The organism is Acidobacteriota bacterium (assembly GCA_022562055.1).
In the GTDB taxonomy this organism is placed as follows: Bacteria; Actinomycetota; Acidimicrobiia; order Spongiisociales; family UBA5794; genus BMS3BBIN02.
In genome coordinates this window covers 1-22720 of sequence record JADFQA010000006.1, presented here as the reverse complement: position 1 = coordinate 22720, position 22720 = coordinate 1, and the positions used below count along the sequence as shown (strand labels likewise).

Here is a 22720-nt window from a genome sequence, read left to right as displayed (position 1 = left end):
GGCTACTTTTCTGCCTTCGTAACGTTCTTGGCGGACTTTTTTGCCTTTGAGACCGAAGCAGCTTTGCGCGTTGATTTTGCACCCGACTTAGCCTTGGGCTTCTTCTTGGCCGGTCCCCTGTCGCGACGCGCCTGTAACAGCTCGGCGGCACGTTCAAGCGTGATCGACTCAAGGGAGTCGGCAACGCGCAACGATGCGTTGTGTTCGCCGTCAGTGACATACAAACCGAAGCGTCCGTCCTTGACTACCACTGGTTTGTTCGAGTTCGGGTCGTCGCCGAGCTCCTTGAGCGGAGGAGCCGCGACCCGACCACCGCGACGTTTCGGCTCGGCAAGAACCTTCACGGCTTCATCCAACGATATCGCAAAAATCTGCTCTTCTGTTTCGAGTGAACGAGTCTCCTTGCCCCACTTCAGGTACGGCCCATAGCGGCCATTCGTCGCGACGATGTCTGCACCATCTTCGGGATGCGCCCCAACGGTACGCGGCTGTTGCAACAGCCTGAGGGCGTCTTCGATAGTCACCGTTTCAATCGACATCGACTTGAACAACGACGCAGTCGGGGGCCCGTTTTTCGAACCTTCCTCGCGCTCGCCGACTTGAACGTACGGGCCATAACGCCCGTCCTTCACCGTCACCGGCAGACCAGACTCCGGGTGTCGGCCGAGGACGCGATCCTGGTCGGGTGCCTCGAGCAGTTCGATCGCCTTCGCAACGTCGACCTCGTCGGGTGCGATCTCGTCAGGCAGCGACGCCGTTTCATCTCCGCGCTGGACGTACGGGCCATAACGCCCGGCGCGGGCGACGATGACCTCGCCGTTGTCGTCGGCGCCGATCAGAATAGAGTTGATCTCGCGGGCGTCGATCTCGTCCAGGTTGAGCGCAACCATGTCTTTCAGCCCCCGCCGATCGCCACCAAAGTAGAACTTGTTCAGGTAGGTGAGCTGGTCCTGTTGACCATTGGCGATGGCATCAAGATCGTCTTCCATGTTGGCCGTAAATGCATAGTCCACGAACTCTTCGAAGTGTTTCTCGAGAAGGGCGATGGTTGAGAAGGCCACGAACGTTGGCACCAGCGCTGAACCTTTCTTGAAGGCGTACCCGCGGTCCTGAATGGTGCCGATGATCGACGCATAGGTCGATGGTCGGCCGATCCCGAGTTCCTCGAGGCGCTTGATGAGCGATGCCTCCGTGTAACGTGCCGGCGGCCGAGTTTCGTGACCGGACGCATCGGCGCTGACCACATCCAAGCTCTGTGCGACCTCCATTGCAGGCAGATGCTTTTCCTGATCGTCGAGTGCCGCCTCAGGATCGTCCGCGCCTTCGACGTATGCGCGCAAAAAGCCGGCAAAGAGCAGCGTCTGTCCGCTCGCCGCAAAGCTGACGGTTTTTCCAGACGCGGTGCACTTGCCCCCGAGGCGCACCTGAACACCCTCACCCTTGGCGTCCCGCATCTGCGAAGCAACGGTGCGTTTCCAAATCAGGTCGTACAGCCGGGCTTGGTCGGACTGCGGACCGAACTGCTTGGCGGCGGCCGCGGGATCCTTGAACGACTCGCTGGCCGGCCGAATGGCCTCGTGGGCCTCTTGTGCGTTCTTGACCTTGCTCGAATACACGCGCGGTTTCTCAGGAAGGTACTCCTCGCCATACCTGCCGGCGACAAGACGACGGGCCGACTCCATCGCAGCACCAGAGAGTTGAACGGAGTCCGTGCGCATGTAGGTGATGAACCCGGCTTCGTACAAGCTCTGCGCGGCAGACATCGTGCGCCGGGCGCCGAACCGCAGCTTGCGTCCGCCTTCTTGCTGGAGCGTCGAGGTGCGGAAAGGCGGGTAGGGGCGCCGCGTGAACGGTTTCGCCTCGATGCTTGTGACGAGAATCTCGGCGATCGTGACCTCAGAAGCGAGGGAACTCGCAGCCGCCTCGTCGAGCAAGACTCGGTCTGATCCAGCGAGCACGCCATCGTCACCAAAGTCGCGCCCGGTAGCTACGCGGACATCGTCGACAGAGACAAGAGTCGCGTTGAAACTCTGCCCACCGGCAGTAAACACCCCGTCGACTCCCCAGTACCCGGCGCTGACAAACGCTATCCGCTCGCGTTCACGCTCGACAATGATTCGAGTGGCCGGCGACTGTACACGCCCGGCGGAGAGTCCCTGTTTCACCTTGCGCCACAACACCGGAGAAACTTCGTATCCGATGAGGCGATCCAGTATTCTCCGGGTCTCCTGGGCGTCTACGAGGCGGCGATCAATTTCGCGGGGGTTGTCGGCAGCTTCGAGAATCGCCTTCTTGGTGATCTCGTGAAACACCATCCGCTTCACTTCAACCTTGGGTTTCAAAACCTCAAGCAGGTGCCACGCGATCGATTCACCTTCACGATCTTCATCGGTCGCGAGATAGAGCGCGTCAGCACCCTTGAGCAATTTCTTCAGCTTGGTGATGTGCGCCTTTTTATCAGGAGGAATGATGTACAACGGGGCGAAGTCATTGTCGACGTCGACACCGAGATTTGCCCACTTCTCGCCCTTGTACTTCGCCGGCACGTCGGCGGCGCGGCGCGGCAAATCGCGGATGTGACCTATCGACGACTCGACGATGTAGTCATCTCCGAGGAATCCTGAGATTGTGCGAGCCTTGGCTGGAGACTCAACTATGACGAGTTTTTTACCCATAATATCTAGTGACCCCGAATCACGATGTCAGTGAAAGCAAGCGCCATATCTACGACACCGAAGCCGTGTTGTCAAGACTCACCGGACGCAACGGGCTTGCGGCGTAGTTGTTAAGCGCTCGAATCGGCTGATTTTTCGAGGCCTAAAGGACTCGAACGAAGAGGCGCTGCGCAGCGAATGCTCCGATCCCGACGCTTATCCCATCGACGTCGACAGTGAGCGCACCGTGTGGATCGCGCTGTGAGACGGTGATGGTGGCGTCCGGCCTGATGCCGCTCGTGTCGAGGTAGGCAAGCATGTCAGCGTCGAGTTCGAGTTCTTCGCTGATTCGTTCAAGCTCCAGAGTTTCGCCGACCTCCATGTGAGCGATGGGCTTCATCCTGGGTGGCTTATACCCGGCCCCGGGAATCGGGTTGCCATGTGGGCAGGTCTTGGGATCGTTCATCACCGCCCACATACGTTCCTCCACGTCGGCAGAAATAGTGGTTTCCCACACCATCGCTTCGGCATGCACCTTATTCCAGGGCAGACCGAGTATTTCGGTAAGGAACCGCTCAGCAAGACGGTGGCGGCGGACAATTATTTCGGCAAGGTGACGACCCTCTTTGGTCAGCTGGATCTGCGGGTCGAGCTTGATGAGTCCGTCGTCGCTCATCTTTCGCATCATTTCTGAGACACTCGCGCGACTCACCCCCAACCAGTCGGCTATCCGTACTTGGATAACCGGAATACCTTCTTCCTCAATCTCCCAGATTGCCTCAGCGTATTCGCGATACCGATCGCGATAGTTCGTCTCTCCCATAACGCGAATGGTAGTGCACTGCCGCCGGCGCACAGGTCATCTGCTCCGGTCCGATGCGGCACCCTAAGACACCCGAAGGTGCGGACTCTACCGATCGTGTGCTGTTGTCCGCAAAACAAGCCCCCAGGTCAGGATGGCCGAAATAACAATCAGCATTAGGGAAGCAATGCCGACTTCAGCTAGGAACCCACCTTCGGATGCAGTCCAGATGCGTGTCGCCAAGGTCTCGAATCCGATTGGTGCGAGCAGCAGGGTGGCCGGTAATTCTTTCATGACAGATAACATCACAAGACCTGCGCCGGCACCGATTCCGGGAAGTACAAGGGGGATGTCGATGCTTATCAGACGTCTGCGCTGGGTCGCACCAAGCGTTCGGGCGACCTCATCGTAACGTACGCTGAGGGCGTCCAACGCTGCTTGAGAGCTCCGCAGGGACTGCGCCCCGAAGTGGACGACGTACGCAAGAATCAAGATCGGAAACGACTGATACACCCATGCCCAGGGAGCTTGAACCGCCCAGAACCCGATGGCTAAAGCAACGACGAGTCCCGGCAACGCGAATGATCCGACGACAATCGCCGATGAAACTGGTGCGATTCCTACACTGAGCCTGCGCTTTGCATACGCAAGAGGGAACACCACGGCCGCCGCGACACCTGCAGCAATACCCGCCGCGAGTGCCGTGTTGAACGCTGCTCCTCGCAGTCCAGAGATGGTATCCCAAAAGCCTCCGTAACCCGATCCGGGTGCAGAAACGCCTCCAATCCACCACGCCAGAAACGCGCCGATTGGCGCCACCAAAGCAACCGCGGTGACCACGCCAACGCCAATACTGACGAGCGGAGCGAGCCGTCCCAACGTGTACACCCGGGGCACGCCTACGAGTTGCCGACCATCGTCGACATCTGAACGAAACCAACGTTCGCCGTATCCGAGAGCGATCGCAAGCAGGGCAAGCATCAGTCCGAGAGACACCGCGGTCGACTGGTCGGACAGTCGCGCAGAGTAGATCGCCCTCGTCAGGGTGTCATAGCGCATGATCGAAACGGCGCCGAAGTCGCTGAGTACGTAGAGGAACACGAGCAGCCCGCCGGCAGCAATCGCACCGCGCGCCTGCGGCACGACAACCGTGCGGAAGGTCCTCCACGCCGACGAGCCCAACATGCGGGCGCCTTCTTCAAGGCTCGGCGGGATGCGACGCAGCCGACTCGCAACGGGCAGGTACACATACGGGTAAGACAGAGCGACAAGGGTCAGAAATGAGCCGGTGAAACCACTGAGACGCGGAATGCCACTTACAAGACCACCCTGGCCAAACGCATGACGGATTGCGGCGGCGAAAACGAATGACGGGATCACAAGCGGGAGAGGTACGACGATTGACCATATGCGGCGACCCGGGATGTCGGTGCGGTGGACAAGCCACGCGAGTGCGGTCCCGAGCACCACGCAGCCGAGTGTTACTGCGAATGCAAGTGCGAGCGATCTGGTCAGGGGGCCGATAGTTCGTTGCGAAAACACGACCGAACGAAAGTTGGCCCCGAGCTGTGCTGAGCGCACGACTAGGTACGCAGACGGCGCGGCGAATAGGACGCCGACGGTGGCTGCGATCAGCCACCAGCCGGGCGACCCTCCCGTCGTAGACGGATGCTGGTTACGAGTCCTCAAGCCCACTTTGATCAATGAGTTCCTTGGTCCGCGTCAATCCCCCACCGAGACTGTCAAGATCGTAGGTAGCGACCTCGAGATCGGCGAGGACCGGAATGTTGCCCGCAGCCGCGACTCCGCTGGCAAGGGGATATTCAAATGTGTTCTCGGAGAAAAACGTTTGCGCTTTTTCGCTCAACAGGTACGCAACGAGTTGCTGGGCAATGTCCAGGTTCGTCGAGTCGGATCGCACTATCCCGAGCGCCGTGACAATCACCAGCGACCCGATGTCGGCGTTCTTGAAAAAGAAGTTTTCGGTGGGGAGCGAAGGGTCTTCGGCAAGCGCCCGGTAGTTGTAGTAGTGGTTCACCAACCCCAGAGGAATCTCTCCGCGCGACACTGCTGCCAAGATCGCGGTGTTGTTGGTATACGTCTGGGCATCGTTGGCCACGAGGCCCTCCAACCACTCCAACGCTTTGTCGTCACCGCTGATCTCGCGCATTGCGGTTACAAAGTCTTGAAAACTACCGTTGGCGGGTGCAACGCCGACTTTTCCACGAAAGATCTCATCGGTGAGGTCAAACACCGAATCGGGCAGATCGGCAAGATCGATCAGGTCGTTATTGTAGACAATGACCCGAACCCGGCCGGACATCCCCACCCACTGTCCGTCGGCGTTTGCGAACTCCGCCGGTACCAGTGCGATGATGTCGTCAGCAAGGGTCTGGAGCATCCCAAGCTGCTGGACGTAGCCCATTGCACCGGGGCTTTGGGAAATGAACACGTCGGCTGGCGACCGATCGCCCTCCTGCTCAATGAGCAGCGCCAGTTCCGCTGATTGTCCATAACGAATCGCGACCTTGATTCCGGTGTCCTCCGTGAATGAATCCAGGATCGGCCCGATCAGGTTCTCGGACCGCCCAGAGTACACAGTGACGACTTCGTTGCTTGATGAGCTGCACGCCGATGCAAAAACAGCAAAAGCCGCGATCGAGACAGCTACTCGAAAACGACGGTCAGTATTCATCGTGGACCCCAGTCCTCGTTGTGATGAGAACCGGGATGTTAATACACATACCGCCATAGTGTAAATCATGCCTATCACTACTTGTATGGTATGCCTAACGACGAATAGGCACCTCCGCTTCCAAGGGTGCTGTTTCTGTTGTCTGAACGAACAATCATGCCGAGTGCCACGAAGTCTGCAGAGCCAATCGGCCCGAACCTCGGATCTCCCGGCACCTCTGACCCAATCCTGCAGCAAATCACGCGACAAAACGGCCTCCTGGCAGCGCGCCTTGCTTCCACCGGCGCGACCGGCGCCCATCTTCTGTTTGACTGGTTGTGTTTGCTACCTCAAGGCGGCCGAAAGCGCTCGCTTCACGTACACCGTGGCGAGATGCGCTTTGTATTCTTCGGAGCCGTACAGGTCCTCAAGCACGTTGATACCGTCGGTGGCGTGGACAGCGGCACCGGCAATCGCGGCATCCGATCCGTCAGAGCCGATGAGCGCCTCAGCAACGCTGGCTGCAAGGGTCGGCTTGGAGCCAACACCGGTCAGCGCTATACGTACATCCGACACCGAACCATTGGTTACACGAACCCACGCAGCAGCACCGGCCACGGCGTAATCGGATTCTCCGCCGTGACGGCCGAGTTTGGTGTACGCCGAACTCTCTCCGTCGCCCGCTTTGGGGACGCGGACCTCGACGAGAATCTCGTCTTCAGCTAAAGCGGACGTCAGCGTGTCCACAAAGAAATCGCTTGCCGCGATCTCACGAGTCCCGCTGCTAGAACGGGCCACCATCGTTGCACCAAGCGCCAGCACCGCCGCGGTCTGGTCGGCCGCGAGATCGGCGTGCGCAACAGCGCCAACCGTCGTTCCACGATTTCTCACCTGCACGTCACCGGTTAGCGCGGCTGCACGCGCAAGGGCTGCGGCGAAGGTCTTCACAAGGTCACTCGACGCGGTTTGGGCATGACGCACCGAGGCACCGATGGCAAGGTAGTCGCCGCGGTCTTCGATTTCATCCAGTCCGGGAATTCGGCCGATATCGATCACTGTCGCCGGTGACAAGAGCCGCAGCTTCATCATCGGGATGAGGCTCATCCCGCCACTCATGATCTTGGCATCCGGTGTTGTGGACAGCGCGCTGAGCGCTTCATCCATCGTTGTAGGGGCTAGGTAGTCGAATTTTCTTGGATACATTTCTACGCCCTCCCGTTTCCGGATGCCGCGTTTATTGCCTCCCAGACACGTTTTGGTCTGAGCGGCATGTCGATGTGTGTCACTCCGAGCGGAGAGACAGCGTCGACGACGGCGTTAACGATGGTTTGTGCCGACCCGATAGTTCCGGCCTCGCCGACTCCCTTCACGCCCATAGCGTTGATGTCTGTCGGGGTAACGGTGCGATGAAGCTCGAACATCGGAACATCGCCGGCGGTCGGGATTGGGTAATCAACCATCGAGCCGGTGAGCAGGTTGCCGTGCTCGTCATACACGGCCTCTTCGAGCAGCGCCTGACCAATACCCTGCGCAAGGCCGCCGTGGATCTGACCGTCGACAATCATCGGATTGATCACATTGCCGCAGTCGTCCATGGCAACGTACCGCAGTATCTCGACGTTGCCCGTTTCGGCGTCGACTTCGACCAGCGCAAGGTGTGCACCAAACGGCCAGGTTGCGTTGGCTGGACTGAAGAGCACTTCGCTCTCAAGTCCGCCGTCCAAACCCTCCGGCGCCTTGTGCGCCTGGTAGCTGGCTGTGGCAATCTCAGACCACGCGACGGAACTATCGGGAGAGCCTGCAACGTGCGCGGCGCCGTCGGCGAACACGATGTCCTCCTCATTCGCTTCGAGCAGGTGAGCGGCGATCTTGGCAGCCTTGGCCCTGACCCGATCTGCCGCCTCGTACGTTGCGGAGCCGTCAACTGCAGCCGAACGGGATCCGAACGAGCCAATCCCCATCGGCGAGACGCCGGTGTCACCATGGTGCACCACGATGTCCTCGACCGCAATCCCGAGCCTGTCGCTCACGATCTGTGCCCACGTTGTTTGGTGGCCCTGACCGCTTGGACCGGTCCCGATCATGACGGTGACGGTCGCATCCGGGTTCACCCGAACGAGTCCCGACCCGTTGTACGCTGACGGAAGCCCGTACGCCGACCACGAGAAGCCGAGGTCGGCCAATCCCGCCGGTGCGAAACCGCACACCTCGACGTACGTCGCCAGACCGATGCCGACATGACGGCCTTCAGCGCGAGCAGCTTCTCGAGTTGCCTTCATCTCGTCGTACGCACCGGTCTCAAGCAGAGCGTTGAGGTTCATCGCGTAGTCGCCGGTGTCCATTGCGAATCCCGCCGGCGACATCGCGACGGGGAATTCCTCGGCTGGGATGAAGTTCTTGAGCCGAACGTCTGCCGGATCCATGCCGATTTGTCTTGCGTACATGTCGATGATCCGCTCGATGTAGTACATCGCTTCGGGTCGGCCCGCACCGCGATAGGCATCGATCGTTGCGGTGTTGGTCACCACACAGTCGACTTTCCAGTACGTCGGCATCTTGTACTGACCAGAGGCAACGAAGAGTCCGAGAAACGGAATGGCCGCGCCCAAACCTTGGGTGTACGCACCGAGATCCGCAAGGCCCTCGAACTTGTAACCCAGAAGCTCTCCATCGCTGGTACCAACAACGGTCGCAGTGCCAATCCAACCACGACCCTGGGTCGTGGCGTTGGCTGCTTCGCGGCGCGTCTCGGTCCACCGAACTGGTCGTTCGAGTTGCTGCGATGCCCAAGCAACGAGGATTTCCTCTCGATAGACGTTGAGCTTCGATCCGAAACCTCCCCCAACTTCGGGGGCGATGACTCGTACGCTGGTAGACGGCAGCCCCAACATGACGGAGATACCGCCCGCAACCGCGTGTGGAATCTGTGAGGAAGTGTGCACAGTGAGCGTTTTGTAGCCAGCTTCCCAATCGGCGAGCACCCGGCGCGGCTCGATGGCCGTCGGGATAAGCCTCTGGTTGGTCATCTTCTGGCTGACTACGACCGTGTCGTCGCGGGCCATCGCTTCTTCGATGCCGGTTTTCACGGCAGCTTGAGCATCGGGTTCGGCACCAAACGGTGCGACCCAAGAGATCACCGTGTTCGACTCCGTGCCTTCGTGGATCACGATCCTGTCAGACGCTGCGTCGGTCAGATCGACGATGGCATCCATTGGCTCGTAGTCCACGAAGATCGCGTCTACCGCATCTTGAGCAACGTATCGGTCACTCGCCACCACCATCGCAACGGCTTCACCAACGTGCTTCACGACATCGCCATTGAGCAGCGGGGGTGGAACGATCGCGACCTGCGCGACCAGAGCACCCATGTGCTCAACGTCCGCCGCGGTGTACACGGCGAAAACACCGTCCATTGCTAACGCAGCCGAGCTGTCGATCGACAGAACCTTTGCATGGGCGAGCGGACTGCGGACGAAGGCCAACGCGGCTTCGTTGTGCAGCTTGATATCGTCTACATATCGGCCTTTTCCCTCGATCAATGCCGGGTCCTCACGACGCCGGACAATCCCGCCGAGTGCGCTTGTCGTACTCATACGCTGACCTCCCAATCTGGTGCAGCCGGCTCTTCGCCCCGCATCTTGGAGGCTGCGTATTCGATTGCTTTGATGATGTTGTGGTAGCCGGTGCAGCGGCACAGATTGCCCTCGATGCCGTGCTTGATTTCACTTTCGGAAGGATTGTCGTTCTGCGCCAGCATGCCGGCAGCCGACATGATCATTCCGGGGGTGCAGTACCCACACTGGAGGCCGTGCCGCTCCCAGAAACCCTCTTGCACGGGGTGCAAGTCGCCGTCTTTGAGACCTTCGATACTCGTGACGTTCATGCCTTCGGCCTGAATCGCAAGCATCGTGCAAGACTTCACCGGTTGGCCATCGATGTGTACGGTGCAAGCACCGCAGTACCCGGTCTCGCATCCGACGTGGGTGCCTGTGAGGCCAAGCTCTTCGCGTAAGAGGTGTACGAGAAGCATTCGTGGCTCGATGTCGGCGCTGACATCCTGTCCATTGACAGTCAGCGAAACTTCCATAGAGATCTCCTCTTCAGATATGTCGTAACACCGAAGTTAGCAACACGCGGTGCTCTATGTCGAGCAAACCGGCCATAAGCTCAGGATTTGCCAAATATTCGTTTGAAAAAGCGGATCACGGGGGCGAATACGCTTGCAAGAAAGAGCGAAAGGCCCTTGACCTCGGCGGCGCGCACCTCGGCGGCTTCCTCGGGTGACTCGGCAGCGAGCTTGGCCTCAATACAGTCAACGAACTGCTCGATGATGCGCCCGGTGATCTCTTTCATGAGTCCAACACGGCCGAACTGAGCGGCTGGGCCGGAGAGGATGATGTCGGCGTCGACAGTCACCCGGGTGCCAATATCGGTGGCCTCAAGGGAGTACTCAACGGTCAACTGCGCACGGCTACCGCCCCGACGATCCGCACCGCGCCCTTTCACCGTGCCACGCCGCTCGGCCTTGTCGGATAGCACTGTTGCCTCGCCCTCGAACGACACCGCAATCGGCCCAAGCTTCACTTCAACAGTGCCCTTGTACCGCGAGTCGCCAAGGTCCTCAGTGATTTCAGCGCCCGGCAAACACAACGCAAGGTCGCGAACATCCTGAAAAAGCGCCCACACAGAATCAATGTCACAAGAAACTTCAAACGTGTCAGTGATCTTCAATCGAACTCCTCCAAAACGGGATCCGACTATACCCCCGCCAAAAGCTGGCCCCCGCACTGATTCTGAAGTCGCGCGTTACCGTTCTCGCGGTGTGACTCCCACCAGGGGGTATCGTTGACGCGAGATGTTGATCCGCGACGTTGAACTACCACAGGCCCTGATCGAGGCACATGGCGCCGGAAGCCTGGTCGTTTTCGTCGGTGCGGGCGCCTCGGTAGGAACCCCATCGGGTCTCCCTAGGTTTCGGATCCTGGCCAAGACAATCGCCGACGACGCTCATGTAGAGATTCGTGACGGGGAGCTAGACCGGCCAGAGAGCTTACTGGGCAGGATCGACGACGCCGACGCCGACGTGGACGTGCATCTGCGAGTCCGTGACCTACTGAGTTCGCCAGACTCTGAACCGAATGCACTTCATGCCGCGATAACAAACCTTGTTGGAGCGGCCGGGACCAGTCGCGTAGTGACAACAAACTACGACCTGCATCTCTCACGTGCAGCCAAGGACGCCGGACTCGACTATGACGAATTTGTTGGACCCGCATTGCCAGCCGGCGACGATTTCAACGGCCTCGTCTATTTACATGGGAACCTACGGCAAGAACCACGCCACCTCGTGGTTACAGACGGGGACTTCGGACGCGCATATCTTCGCGACGCCTGGGCTGCTCGCTTCCTGGAGCGCATGTTTACGAAATACACCGTGCTCTTCATCGGATACAGCCACAGCGACATGATCATGCGCTATCTCGCCCGCAGCCTCGGACGCGATTCGCATCGCTACGCTCTTGCTCCAAAACCGATCCAGGAGTCCGACTCGACGGACTGGCGGCAGTTGGGGATTCGCCCGATCTGGTACGAGGCAGTCGAAGATTCACGCGAGGTAGCCGAAGAACCACACGAGCATCTTGTCGACATCATCAAAGGTTGGGCTAACGAAGTGTCGATAGGAATGCTGGAGCGCCAGCAACTTATCGCGCGACTCGTATCCGCAGCCCCTACTCGGATACCGGAGGAACACGACCAGCTGCAACGTGCGATCGCCGACCCCGAGACTGTGCGGCTGTTCACGGCCAGCGCACGAGGGCAAGAGTGGCTGGACTGGGCAGGACAACAGCCACACTTTAAGCGAATGTTCGAGCCGACAGCGGAGGCGAACAGATGCACTCTCGCTCTCGCAAATTGGTTCGCCGAACATTTCGCGGGGAACAAAGATCTGTCGAACGCGGCCCTTGAGGTTGTGCGGGTCAACGGTGGCGAACTCGGGCCTCAGCTTTGGGTAGCCATCGGAAGCCACATTCATCGCATGGCGAGACCACGACCTGACTGGGTCTCACCGTGGCTCCTACTCCTAGTCCAGAGTTCGCAGCAAGTTGACAACGAGCTACTCGAATATGCGTTGGACGCATCGCAATGGCCGGATCACCGGCAAGCGGCCCTCCTGCTCTTCGATCATCTCACCGAGCCACGCGCAAAGCTGCAAAGGACGTACGGATCTGATGCCATGCCCCGGTTCGACGTCACCTTTCGTGGCGGTGCCTACTGGCTCGCGGAAGCCTGGCAAAATCTCTTCCAACCCAACTTAGAAGACGCTGCCCTGGAGCTGCTCGCTATCGCCGATAAGAATCTTCGACAGGGGCATCGGATTAGCGAGACTGCAGGTTCGAATCGGTGGGGGTGGGATCCTCTCTCTGATCGCCGAACGACGATCCGTTCCGCGCCGCACTACGCGATCGAAACCCCTGTCGATGTCCTGATTGATGCCGCCCGTGACAGCCTCGAGACGGAATTGAATGCCAGCAACAGCACCGGATCCGCGTACATCGCAATTTGGGCTGCATCGAACGTGCCAATACTGCAACGATTGGCAATCCACGGCTGGACAATCCGGTCTGACGTGGACGAGACAACGAAGATTTCTTGGCTGAGAGAGAGCGGTTGGCTACAGAAATACCAGCTGCGGCCCGAAGTATTTCACCTCATCGAGATGGCGCTACCGAACGCAACCCGAGATGTCGCCGATGATCTCGTCGCTGACATCACGGCAGGCGCCGAGACAGAGACTGGCCGAGGTCTCAGCGACTATGCCCAGCTCGACATCCTCGCCCGGATCGCGGAGAAAGCCCCTGGCCTCCTGAGTGCGGAGGAAGCGCTCGGGCGTCTACGGGAAGAGCACCCAGAGTTCGAGATACCAGCGCGGCCTGACTTGTCATTTTCGACCGAGTTCAGGGTTGTACCTCGCAGTCCGCCGATGACCGCCACCGAGCTCCATGAGAAGATCGCTGACGATCCCGCCGCGGCGGTACTCGAGATCCAAGGGTACGAGGATGCAGAGCCTTCTCACGAGGGTTCCACATGGACCGACGCCGAGACCGTGCTTATCGAAACCATCCGCGAGCATCCTCAAGACGGAATCGCTGTGCTTGACGCGAATACGGATAGCAGTTCCAAGATTCTCAGCGCTGTCATCCGTGGCTGGGAATCGGCAAAGGTCGACGTAGAAACCGCGACTGTCATTCTGGAGCGGCTCACGCGAGAGAATATGCAGGGCGTCGTTACAGAGATCACCCGACTCCTGTCCGAGGGAGGGCAAGGCGAAGGGTCTCCTACCGAATGGTATCGATCGCCCGCAGCGCAAGAACTCGCCACGAAAGTTTGGAATAGCCTCGGTGGTACGACGCCAGAGACTGTCGACAGCGGCTGGCTGTTCCGTGCGATTAATCGTCCAGCAGGCCAACTAACTCAATTCTGGATTGAAGTAGTCGCGGGAGACTGGCGAGACGCTGGCGATGCCTGGACGGGACTTACACAGGAACATCGGACGTCGCTCGAACGATTGCTTTCTGCCGGAGACGACCGTAGTGCAAATGCTGAAGTAATCCTGGCGAGTCAGGTCTACTTCTTCTTCAAAGCCGATCGGGAGTGGTGCACAGAAACGATCTTGCCGCTTCTCAGTTGGGAAGATCCAGTTCGTGCGCTCCGAACTTGGGACGGCTTCCTCTCTTGGGGCCGCTGGGACGATGGCCTACTCGCGGCAGGTCTAGACGAGCATTACATGGGGGCTATTGAGAGAATTGGATCTTTCTCTGAGGAATCTCGTCAGCGGCTACTACAACATCTCGCAGGCGTCGCGGTTTACAGCGAGACGGATCCGCTCCCTTGGATCAAGAAATTCACTGCGACGGTTGACGCCCACATTCGGACGGAGTGGATGGAACAAGTGGCGCGGACTCTCGACGACCTGACATCAGAAGCAGTGGAATCCCAATGGCAACAGTGGATGCACCAGTACTGGACGGACCGGGCTGCGAGCATTCCGCTTGTGCTGACCAAGGAAGAGGCCTCCGCCATAGCGGCTTGGGTGGTGTATCTCACCGACTCGATCGAGGACGGCGTCAACCTTGCCGTAGCCTCGCCAGCCAACCTGGATGGGAACCGAACGTTCCTGCGCAGCCTGAAGGACGCTCAACTGGATCAGTCCCCGGCCCAGTTCGCTCGCCTACTCGGGCATCTCCTAAAGGACGTTGGAGAGCCATTTTGGGGTTGCGTAGAACTGGAAAGAATCGTCCTCAGGACTAGCGCACAAGCGAGCACAGAAGATCTCACTTCGATCGTCAACGAAGCGCTCCGGCTCGGCTGCGCCGGGGCGGCGGACTGGTTGCCGGAGTCAGAGATCGGCTAGCCAAGTTCATCAGCTCCGGCAGCTGTACACGAAGTGGTAGCGGACGACGGCTACGTCGGTATGTCGAGGATGAGGCCGATGACGTCGCGGATCTGGTGAGTGCGACCGGACCTACGTTGCCTTGGACTCGTTCCACCCGGGTGATTGATACAGCGCGCACGTGGTGGCATTGCGCAGCCGAGGGGAGCCTCAAGCCATTGGCGCTGTCCGGTTCGATCAGAACTTCCGATCCGATCCCGCGAATCGTGGTCGTTAACGGTACAACCCGTGCGATCCTCGGCCGGGCGTCCAGAATCCGCTGCGCGGTGACAACGACCACAGGGTGAAAAAGATCGGCTTCTCTCCCCGATGGCTGACCGTTGCTCAGGTACGCTACGTCAACCGAGGTCCGTATCGAGCCACCTGACGTCATCGGATGTGAGCGCAGCGGCTAACTCCTCGCCGATGCGGTCCTGGCGAAGACGGCGTACTGCAAGCGCGATCGTCTCACCCAACGTGGCTCCGAGTGCGATTGCGAGCTGCTTCAGTTCCTGGTGGGTGGCGGTGTCTATCCGAACGCTAGCGGTGCGCATGCGTTGCACGATACACGGCGATATTTGTCGCCGCCTTCGCGTGCATAGAACAGCGTTTCTAGCCGAGTGACCAACCCCACACGGCAGGTTTACGACCGGTCTATTGCGAAGACGACATCCTTGGGCTTGGTCCGGTTGGATCGACAATCCACTCACGGACTACGCTCGCGGGAGGAGGTGGTGGCGTGGCGAACATGGTCGACTACGAGAAAACATTTGCGGAGTTCAGGGTCGAGATACCTGAGTTCTTCAACTTCACCGGTGACGTGATAGGCGCACGAGCTGCGGAAACGCCTGACAAGGTTGCACTTATCGGGGTCGAACCAGACGGTGTCACGATCAACCGCTACACGTTTGCCGACTTGGCAGACCTTGCAAACCGGACCGCACATCTCCTGAAACGCAGCGGCATTGGTAAGGGTGACAGGGTTTTTGTCCAGCTCCCGCGCGTTGTTGAGTGGTACGCCGCAATGCTTGGTTGTTTTCAGATTGGGGCCATCCCGATGCCGGGGACCACCCAGCTTATGCCCAATGACCAGGTGTACCGCATAAACCGTACAGACGCCGCAGCCGCGATCTGTGACAAAGCCGGGGCGGAACGCCTCTCGGGGGTTCTGGACCAATGTCCCTCGATCACAGCCCGGTTTGTGGTCGGCGCCGACATGGAAGGCTGGACGAGTTTTGGCACAGCTCTTGCGGAAATGCCCGACGAGCCGGCTGAGTTTGAGCACACGCGCTCGGATGATCCTCTGCTGCTCTACTTCACATCGGGAACAACAGCCCATCCCAAGATGGTTCAGCATCTCGGTTCCTACGCTCTCGGCCACGAGATCACGGCCCGGTTCTGGCACGATCTCACCCCGGACGATGTCCACTGGACCGTGTCGGACACCGGGTGGGCGAAGGCCGCGTGGGGGAAGCTGTTCGGACAGTGGATTATCGGCGCGACGGTCGTCATGTGGAATATCGTCGGCAAGCCAGACTTCGACCGGATGATGACCCTGATCGGCGAACTCGGTGTGACTTCGTTCTGTGCTCCACCGACACTGTATCGGGCGTTCGCCCAGATGGACTTGTCAGCCTATGACTGGTCGACGCTGCGCCATTGCACGAGTGCGGGTGAACCGCTGAACCCTGAGGTGATTGCCACATGGGAGGCGGCCACCGGCACAGTCGCGTACGACGGGTATGGGCAGACAGAAACGGTATGCCTTGTCGCCAACTATCCGACCGTCACGGTCAAACCAGGTTCGATGGGGTTGCCCGCACCCGGGATGGAAGTCGACATCGTCGATGACGACGGCACCGTATGCGCCGACGGGGAGGAGGGTCACATTGCGGTCAAAACCGACCCGTGGCCCGTTGGGCTGTTCCGCGGATACTGGAAGGACGACGGGCAAACGAACGACGTGTTCAGACACGGCTGGTACTACACGGGAGACCGGGCGTATCGCGACGAGGACGGCTACCTCTGGTTTGTGGGCCGGGCCGACGACGTGATCCTCTCGGCTGCCTACCGGATCGGTCCGTTCGAGGTGGAGTCGGCGCTGATCGAACATCCGGCGGTGGCCGAAGCTGCCGTGGTCGGCAAACCAGACGAGTTACGCGGCAACATCGTGAAAGCGTTCATCGTGTTGGCGCCCGGTTACGAAGCTTCGGACGAACTCACGTTGGAAATCCAGGACCATGTCAAGGCGATAACCGCGCCGTACAAATACCCTCGCGAGATTGCATACATGAGCGAACTGCCGAAGACGATCTCGGGCAAGATCCGACGGGTAGACCTACGCAACATGACCTGATGGCAGGGCAATGGGCTAGCGTTTTTCGCGTGACCGATCGGCCAGCATCGCGGCGGCCGTTGACGATCGGTGGGGCAGGTTGATAAATCGGCGCTGAATCGGTCGATCCCGAAAGACGACCCGGACAAGCGCATACACCGTAACCGGGAGGAAGAACGCCGCAAGGCCCCACAGGTATCCGACCGGACCGAACACGGTCATCGCGACAGAGACGGTCAGCGGACCGACAACCGACCCGATTCCGAACACAAAGATGATGCCGGCGGCGGTTTGAACAAGCTGGTCTTCGGGAATCACGTCGTTTATGTGCGACACCGCAAGGGAGTACATCGGGAATGCAAGGGCCCCATAGAGGGACATGAGAACAAAGAGCGTTCCGTTATCTGACGCGACGGGAATCGCAAAGACCGCCGCCACAACCGCTCCCCCGGCAACGACCAGTATGACTCTTCTGCGGGGAAACCGATCTGAGAGGTACCCCAGTGGATACTGAGTCACGACTGCGCCGGCCAGCGACGCCGCCATGAACAACCCGACCTTGCCTGGTGCCATCCCGACGTTTGTTGCAAAGACCGCGCCGAGCGCCAGGATGGAGCTGCCCGCCGCACCCGACAGTGCCACAGCAACGACTCCGAGTGGAGCTTTCTTGACGAGCGCCCCCAACGAGACCTCAACTGGGATCGGCCGGCGAGGCGTTGGGATCTTGATGAGAGCGACCGGGACGACACCCAACGACGTCAAAATCCCGGCCACCAAGAATAACTTTGTCCCGCTCGGATCTGCCGAACCGAGCAAGAACTGTCCGGCTGCTAACCCGAGCGTGACGACCAGCATGTATATGGATAGGAGTCGGCCCCGAGTGGCATTTGAGGCACGGTCGTTGAGCCAGCTCTCTACGGTCCATACAAACCAGACATGCACAGACCGGCGACGAACCGCAGCACTCCCCACGAGATCGGAGCAAGGACGATCAAGTATGAAAGGTGGTTGCAGCGGCGAGAGATGCGAGACCAGAAAACACTCGGATGTGTCCGACGCTTGCAAGCCACCCGGGGATCTTCAAGGAACCGACGAGGAATCCGACGTAATACAACGCCATCACGACACCGATGATAGACGTTGGGAAACCCTCGGACGCGGCGCGAATCCCAAGAAGTGATCCGATCAACCCGTTGCCGACCATCAAGAATGCAAGGCCAATAAACAGCGGCGAAACCGCCCCAACCAAACTACGCTCGCTCACCGCTCGTGGCTCCACAGCTTCCACCGATCTCAATTTCGCGCCGCAGGTTACTCGCTGGCGAATCCAGCCCGCGTTGTTCGTCGAATTTCAAAGGACGGCGTGGTTCGGAGACTGATCCATCTCCCTACTGGAGTTGGTACGTTGTGAGGATGGGTTTGTGATCTGAGGGTGGAAACCCCGCGACGTGGAAATCGATGACGCTTGTCAACGTCGGACGGATCGGACCGCGGTGCATCATCCAGTCGAGCAATTCCGGCGGCTGCCGCGCGATTGGGAACGCCGGGAAAGTCATACTGGGTTGGCGTCCAACGGACATGAACGAGTCGTCAAAACCGGCGTTGCGTAGCTTACGCAACGGGTGGATGTAGCCGTTGAAATCCCCCATGAACAACACCGGCTCGTCGGGACCGACCAGACTGTCGAGAGCTACGGCCGCCCTTTCGGCTTGGCCGATACGGATGTTGACGTCCTCGGTGATCTCGCGAACGTTGCCGGACCAACTGAAGTGCGCCGTTGCGATCACGACCGTCACGCCGGTAGTTGTCTGCAACCTGACGTGAAACAGACGTCGGTTCTCTTCGAGCATCCCGATGTCAACGGCCCCGTAGTCGACAAGCTCGAACAAGTCCGTGTTCCAAAAAATATTGCCCTCGTTAAGCCAACCCGAGAACGGGTCGTCAACTCGGTTCATTGCAGACATCGTGTCGCCGATGAGGGTCGCCGCCCCGGGTGACAGCTCCTGAGCGCACAAAATGTCAGGGCGGTGGAGTTCAAGAAACCGCTCCAGCGGCCGCCGCCGTTCCTCCCACCGAAACGTCGACCACAAGTTGTAGGTACAGGCAAGAAATGTGAACGGATGCACAAGAAACCACCGGTCGTCGAAACTCCGACAAGCGCACCCGATGGAGGTCTTGACACCACGAGTGGCCGTCGGAACCAGACGTCCTTGGAGACCGCGACAGAGGGTGCGCAGCATCCTCCAGTTGACCTTCTGGCGCTCACGGCCCCGAGGCCGGTAGTGTCGGAACGCATCAGGCTGGCAAGGTCGTGTCACAAGACATTTCAACTTCGGGAGGCATCGTGGGACAGGCAGTACGGATCGAAGATGATGGGGCGGTTCGGTCGCTGGTGTTGTGTCGGGCTGACGAGTACAACACGATCACACCACAGTTTCGTGAGGAGTTTGCCGACGCGCTCGACGACGCAGACACCGACCCGAGCGTACGTGTCGTTCTCATCCGCGCCGAAGGGCCCACATTCTGCGCGGGATTTGGCCTCGACTGGTCGACAGTGGCGCAGGCATCCGAGGGAACCGATGAAGGGCGGGTGTGGGACTCGGTTGCCGACCTCGCCATGATCAGCCGCTATGCGGACACCTGGGCCAAACTATTCGAGTTGTCGAAACCCACCATTGCTGCCGTGCAGGGCTGGTGCATTGCGGGTGGGACAGACATGATCCTCAACGCTGACATGATTATCGCCGCCGACTCGGCGCGGTTCGGCTACCCACCTGCGCGAGTTTGGGGCACACCGGAAGCGCCTTGGATGTGGATAGCTCGCCTCGGACTTGAGCGTGCGAAGCGCTACCTGCTCACTGGTGACGAAATGACAGGCACAGAAGCTGCCGCCATCGGGTTCGTGTTGGAGGTCGTGCCCGAGGGCCAACTTCTGGAGACAGCAACGGCTCTTGCACAACGGATGGCGCTGTTGCCGCTCAACCAGCTCCAGATGCTCAAGCTGTTGTGCAACGACGTTGCACGCGAGATGTATCGACCCGAACGATCACGTCTACTTGGCACGTTGTTTGACGGTGTTGCCCGCCACACACAAGAAGGCCTCGACTTTGTTGCACGGGCCCAAAAGGTTGGCTGGCGCCAAGTTGTCCGCGAGCGTGACGAACCGTTCGGTGACTACGGTTCCCGTCCCAGCGAAACCGAAAGCTGACGTCTCCGTCGAGTGTTCGGCTGCCAAAGGCGACGGCCCTACGCATGCGATCCCGATGAGATTGCTTGGCTGGTCGGCGTCTCACACTCCGCAAACAGGGAGACCCCCTGAAGCCTGGAGGTGACAACTGAATGGGGGTGGGGCACCCGTTGCTCGACGCCTCCTGACCCGAGCTCAGAAGGGGGGTCTGTGACCAGGGCTTTCTACGCCAATTCTGGGTTTATCTTGGTCCGAGCACGTCTTGCGCAGCGCATGCCGCTCCTCACGTCGAGACCGCCGGGATCAACCTGTGCTAATCGTGAGACTTTCGACTTTCGCCTGACGGGACACCGGGAACCCCTCAAACAGCGCACGCCCCATTCCAAGCAGAAAAGGCTAACCGTGTCACATCTTTCGGTCTCGTGATACGTTGAACGCCACACATGCCTACCTCGTCTGACCACGAAGACCTCGCCCAACACGTCACGCGTGAGATTCAGCATCAGTTGTCACGGAGCGACAGTCCCGTGATGCTGGAGGAGTTGGTATATCAGATCGCTATCGACCGCACCGAAAACGATATTTGGGCCGACACGTTGGCTCATGAGCTCTTCGACAGTGTCCTGCCAGAACACAGCCGATATCTTGTCTATTTCGGATATGAAGAGTGGCCTGGCATCGGACTGCAGCTGCTGGATCTCGGAACAGGTGTCGTCTTCGTGTTGCTCGATAGGACGAGCATCGATGAGGACACTGTCGTGATGGCCGAGATGGCGAGCGGTGACACGGACGCCCTGCGGAAATACGTCATGCACGAAATGGCATATGGGGCGAGCTCTGGCGACACGCTGTGCGCCTGGCCAGAAGCGATTGAAGTAGAGGAACCGGTGACAAACGATGATGTGCGGGGGGTGTTCAAAGCGCTTCTTATCCCATCCGGTGCCATGCGGGGAGTACGTCGACTTTGTGACTCGTGTCTCCGGCCAACATTGGCCTCTCAAGTCGTTCGCCGACCGTAGGCGATTCGCCGAGGCATTCCTGACCATTGCCCTTGACTCTGAGACCGCCGTCAACGCTCCTAAAGCCCGCACGTCGTTCGACGGCGTGAAGGAGTTCTTCGATCCTGAGTTGGCAAAGTACCGTGTAGCCAGCTTGATCGGACGGATCCGTTCGCCCTTCTGGACCATGCGATTCCGGCTTGGGGAATTGCGGTACAGCTTCAAGCTTTGGGCTGGCCAGGTGCCGCATCGGTCTGACGCTGTCCGTTCGAAGTGGAGCTGGCGCGGCAGTGCCGATAGTGGATTGGGTACTGAATCGGTGCATGGGGCTAATCCCAGCCGATCAACTGTTCCGCACAGTCGCGTTCGCACCGAGAGAATCGTGATCGGCAAGCCAGATTACGACGATCCAGAGTGGTCCAAGAAGTTCATCGACGCCCTCCTCAACGGACCAGAACGATGAGCCCAGCGTCAACGTTGTCGATCGCTTGGCTCACCGGCTCGGTGAGAGGCTCAGCGTTTCAAGCCGCAACCGAGTCGGGTCGCGAGTGTTTGGTACCAGCGTTGTCGCATGCACGGCTACCGGCAGTGCCTTTGAGATCCTGGCTGACACGGTGATGGAGCGATTCGGGCTCGTGGCGAGAGAGTTCAAGAGCATCACGTGAAGAAGCTCCGGATCATGACGTCCTACCACGAGGTGCGGAGAGACCCGCAGGCGTACATCGAGCTCAACACGCAGCCGTGGATCGTGCAAGCGTCCTCGATGCCACCGGAGGGCGGCGGCGGTCTAACTCCTCCCTGGTACTCCACGAAGTACGCCATCGTCTTGATGGATGAGGACTGGACCGAGGGCGAAGCGACAGCCTACATCGGTACCTTTCGTAGCCGCCCAGTCGTTCTAGAGCTGAATGACGATGGGTACAAGGCTCTCACGTCGCGCATCCGCAAAGGATCGATCAGCGTCGGATAGAGGTAGCGTCCTCCATCACTGAGATCTAGAGAGCGAGCGGATTGCCTCAATGCCGCGAACCGAGAACTCGACGCGCCAGCCATCGGACTCAGCGGCGGCGATTTGCGGCATCCATATCCCCGCCGGTGGACGGGCGAGATCCGTTCTTCTATGTAGTTGTCGCACGATCTGACTGATCCGTTGCTGCGTCACACATAGCATCTTGCCCGCTTCGGCACCCGTTACCGGATCCGTGCCACTCAGCCCGGTTCGGGCGAGGAGGGCACCCAGACGCTTGCCGAGTTGGCCTGAGACTGCTTCAACGTACTGCAAGATCGCCTCACGCAGAGGGAGGGCAGCCTGTGCTTCCAGGACAGCTCTTAGGGAATCAAGTTGCTCCCATAGATGTCGGAGTTTGAGTGCGGTTCCCGAGGTCGCAATTTCGTAGTCGGTGGCATCGCACTTGGGAAAGAACTCAGATAGCCGCGGATCGTGGCGCATAACCGGCTGGGAGGCATGATACGGTGCGCATATGTGCCTGATTGATACTTGTTGTGGGTGGCTGCTGGTCGCCTACGACCAGCGGATTCGGTGATTGCGGTGCCACGTTTCGAATAGTTCATGGTCGCCGGTGATGGTCACATTCGAATCATCACCCCGGTTCCACACCGCCAGGTAGAGATCGCATGC

At 59.4% G+C, this 22720-nt stretch carries 19 protein-coding genes and 1 pseudogene; 6 read left to right on the top strand and 14 right to left on the bottom strand.

The features are described from left to right. Positions 1–2: 2 nt before the first annotated feature. The 8 genes from topA to IIC71_02965 form a co-directional block, all read right to left on the bottom strand. Positions 3–2675, bottom strand: a complete 2673-nt coding sequence (gene topA / locus IIC71_03000) for a type I DNA topoisomerase (GenBank protein ID MCH7668159.1) — start codon at positions 2673–2675, stop codon at positions 3–5. Between the two features lie 142 nt (positions 2676–2817). Beyond that, positions 2818–3477, bottom strand: a complete 660-nt coding sequence (locus IIC71_02995; protein MCH7668158.1) for a metal-dependent transcriptional regulator — start codon at positions 3475–3477, stop codon at positions 2818–2820. An 87-nt stretch (positions 3478–3564) separates the two neighbouring features. Continuing rightward, entirely contained in the window at positions 3565–5160 is a 1596-nt protein-coding gene (locus tag IIC71_02990) for an iron ABC transporter permease (GenBank protein ID MCH7668157.1), read from the bottom strand. Next, positions 5132–6151 carry an iron ABC transporter substrate-binding protein gene (locus IIC71_02985; GenBank protein ID MCH7668156.1) on the bottom strand — a complete coding sequence of 340 codons (1020 nt, stop codon included), beginning with the start codon at positions 6149–6151 and terminating at the stop codon, positions 5132–5134. Before IIC71_02985 ends, IIC71_02990 begins: the two co-directional genes overlap by 29 nt. A gap of 324 nt (positions 6152–6475) precedes the next feature. Beyond that, positions 6476–7333: a xanthine dehydrogenase family protein subunit M gene (locus IIC71_02980; protein ID MCH7668155.1), complete on the bottom strand. Its 858-nt coding sequence runs from the start codon at positions 7331–7333 to the stop codon at positions 6476–6478. Between the two features lie 2 nt (positions 7334–7335). Further along, positions 7336–9723: a molybdopterin-dependent oxidoreductase gene (locus tag IIC71_02975; GenBank protein MCH7668154.1), complete on the bottom strand. Its 2388-nt coding sequence runs from the start codon at positions 9721–9723 to the stop codon at positions 7336–7338. Continuing rightward, the gene (locus tag IIC71_02970) at positions 9720–10217 is read right to left on the bottom strand and encodes a (2Fe-2S)-binding protein (GenBank protein MCH7668153.1); all 498 of its coding nucleotides are present in this window, start codon (positions 10215–10217) and stop codon (positions 9720–9722) included. The genes IIC71_02975 and IIC71_02970 overlap by 4 nt, the downstream gene beginning before the upstream one ends. 80 nt (positions 10218–10297) lie before the next feature. Further along, complete coding sequence (locus IIC71_02965) at positions 10298–10861, bottom strand: SRPBCC family protein (GenBank protein MCH7668152.1); 564 nt, start codon at positions 10859–10861, stop codon at positions 10298–10300. A 124-nt stretch (positions 10862–10985) separates the two neighbouring features. Here IIC71_02965 and IIC71_02960 point away from each other — a divergent pair, with 124 nt between their 5' ends. After that, positions 10986–14543: a DUF4020 domain-containing protein gene (locus IIC71_02960; GenBank protein MCH7668151.1), complete on the top strand. Its 3558-nt coding sequence runs from the start codon at positions 10986–10988 to the stop codon at positions 14541–14543. A gap of 50 nt (positions 14544–14593) precedes the next feature. Here the strand turns inward: IIC71_02960 and IIC71_02955 are convergent. Both IIC71_02955 and IIC71_02950 read right to left on the bottom strand, forming a co-directional pair. After that, positions 14594–14955: pseudogene (locus IIC71_02955) on the bottom strand (type II toxin-antitoxin system PemK/MazF family toxin). Beyond that, positions 14921–15115: a hypothetical protein gene (locus IIC71_02950; protein ID MCH7668150.1), complete on the bottom strand. Its 195-nt coding sequence runs from the start codon at positions 15113–15115 to the stop codon at positions 14921–14923. Before IIC71_02950 ends, IIC71_02955 begins: the two are co-directional and overlap by 35 nt. A 194-nt stretch (positions 15116–15309) precedes the next feature. Here IIC71_02950 and IIC71_02945 point away from each other — a divergent pair, with 194 nt between their 5' ends. After that, a complete protein-coding gene (locus IIC71_02945; protein ID MCH7668149.1) occupies positions 15310–16917 on the top strand; it encodes an AMP-binding protein in 1608 nt (535 codons plus the stop codon). A 15-nt stretch (positions 16918–16932) separates the two neighbouring features. On the opposite strand, the gene IIC71_02940 is transcribed toward IIC71_02945, so the two are convergent. The 3 genes from IIC71_02940 to IIC71_02930 all read right to left on the bottom strand — a co-directional run bounded on the left by IIC71_02940 (position 16933) and on the right by IIC71_02930 (position 19136). Further along, on the bottom strand, positions 16933–17751 hold the full coding sequence (locus IIC71_02940; protein MCH7668148.1) for an MFS transporter: 819 nt from the start codon (positions 17749–17751) through the stop codon (positions 16933–16935). Positions 17752–17887: 136 nt separating this feature from the next. Further along, positions 17888–18160, bottom strand: coding sequence for a hypothetical protein (locus IIC71_02935; GenBank protein MCH7668147.1), 273 nt, complete (start codon positions 18158–18160; stop codon positions 17888–17890). A 124-nt stretch (positions 18161–18284) separates the two neighbouring features. Continuing rightward, positions 18285–19136, bottom strand: coding sequence for an endonuclease/exonuclease/phosphatase family protein (locus IIC71_02930; GenBank protein ID MCH7668146.1), 852 nt, complete (start codon positions 19134–19136; stop codon positions 18285–18287). Positions 19137–19240: 104 nt separating this feature from the next. Between IIC71_02930 and IIC71_02925 the strand changes: the two genes are divergently transcribed. The 4 genes from IIC71_02925 to IIC71_02910 all read left to right on the top strand — a co-directional run bounded on the left by IIC71_02925 (position 19241) and on the right by IIC71_02910 (position 22051). Beyond that, entirely contained in the window at positions 19241–20104 is an 864-nt protein-coding gene (locus tag IIC71_02925) for a crotonase/enoyl-CoA hydratase family protein (protein MCH7668145.1), read from the top strand. Positions 20105–20613: 509 nt separating this feature from the next. Continuing rightward, complete coding sequence (locus IIC71_02920; GenBank protein ID MCH7668144.1) at positions 20614–21102, top strand: hypothetical protein; 489 nt, start codon at positions 20614–20616, stop codon at positions 21100–21102. Next, positions 21050–21544, top strand: a complete 495-nt coding sequence (locus IIC71_02915) for a hypothetical protein (GenBank protein MCH7668143.1) — start codon at positions 21050–21052, stop codon at positions 21542–21544. The genes IIC71_02920 and IIC71_02915 overlap by 53 nt, the downstream gene beginning before the upstream one ends. A 198-nt stretch (positions 21545–21742) precedes the next feature. Further along, the gene (locus tag IIC71_02910; protein MCH7668142.1) at positions 21743–22051 is read left to right on the top strand and encodes a hypothetical protein; all 309 of its coding nucleotides are present in this window, start codon (positions 21743–21745) and stop codon (positions 22049–22051) included. Positions 22052–22066: 15 nt separating this feature from the next. On the opposite strand, the gene IIC71_02905 is transcribed toward IIC71_02910, so the two are convergent. Beyond that, positions 22067–22531, bottom strand: a complete 465-nt coding sequence (locus IIC71_02905) for a hypothetical protein (protein ID MCH7668141.1) — start codon at positions 22529–22531, stop codon at positions 22067–22069. Between the last annotated feature and the right edge of the window lie 189 nt (positions 22532–22720).

What these genes read in the sequence shown, in the direction of transcription:
- IIC71_02930 (MCH7668146.1), bottom strand. Translation starts at nt 19,136, where the DNA reads ATGCTGCGCACCCTCTGTCGCGGTCTCCAAGGACGTCTGGTTCCGACG.
- IIC71_02940 (MCH7668148.1), bottom strand. Translation starts at nt 17,751, where the DNA reads ATGCTGGTCGTCACGCTCGGGTTAGCAGCCGGACAGTTCTTGCTCGGT.
- IIC71_02985 (MCH7668156.1), bottom strand. Translation starts at nt 6,151, where the DNA reads ATGAATACTGACCGTCGTTTTCGAGTAGCTGTCTCGATCGCGGCTTTT.
- IIC71_02905 (MCH7668141.1), bottom strand. Translation starts at nt 22,531, where the DNA reads ATGCGCCACGATCCGCGGCTATCTGAGTTCTTTCCCAAGTGCGATGCC.
- IIC71_02995 (MCH7668158.1), bottom strand. Translation starts at nt 3,477, where the DNA reads ATGGGAGAGACGAACTATCGCGATCGGTATCGCGAATACGCTGAGGCA.
- IIC71_02945 (MCH7668149.1), top strand. Translation starts at nt 15,310, where the DNA reads ATGGTCGACTACGAGAAAACATTTGCGGAGTTCAGGGTCGAGATACCT.
- IIC71_02980 (MCH7668155.1), bottom strand. Translation starts at nt 7,333, where the DNA reads ATGTATCCAAGAAAATTCGACTACCTAGCCCCTACAACGATGGATGAA.
- IIC71_02975 (MCH7668154.1), bottom strand. Translation starts at nt 9,723, where the DNA reads ATGAGTACGACAAGCGCACTCGGCGGGATTGTCCGGCGTCGTGAGGAC.
- IIC71_02920 (MCH7668144.1), top strand. Translation starts at nt 20,614, where the DNA reads ATGCTGGAGGAGTTGGTATATCAGATCGCTATCGACCGCACCGAAAAC.
- topA (MCH7668159.1), bottom strand. Translation starts at nt 2,675, where the DNA reads ATGGGTAAAAAACTCGTCATAGTTGAGTCTCCAGCCAAGGCTCGCACA.
- IIC71_02970 (MCH7668153.1), bottom strand. Translation starts at nt 10,217, where the DNA reads ATGGAAGTTTCGCTGACTGTCAATGGACAGGATGTCAGCGCCGACATC.
- IIC71_02950 (MCH7668150.1), bottom strand. Translation starts at nt 15,115, where the DNA reads ATGCGCACCGCTAGCGTTCGGATAGACACCGCCACCCACCAGGAACTG.
- IIC71_02960 (MCH7668151.1), top strand. Translation starts at nt 10,986, where the DNA reads ATGTTGATCCGCGACGTTGAACTACCACAGGCCCTGATCGAGGCACAT.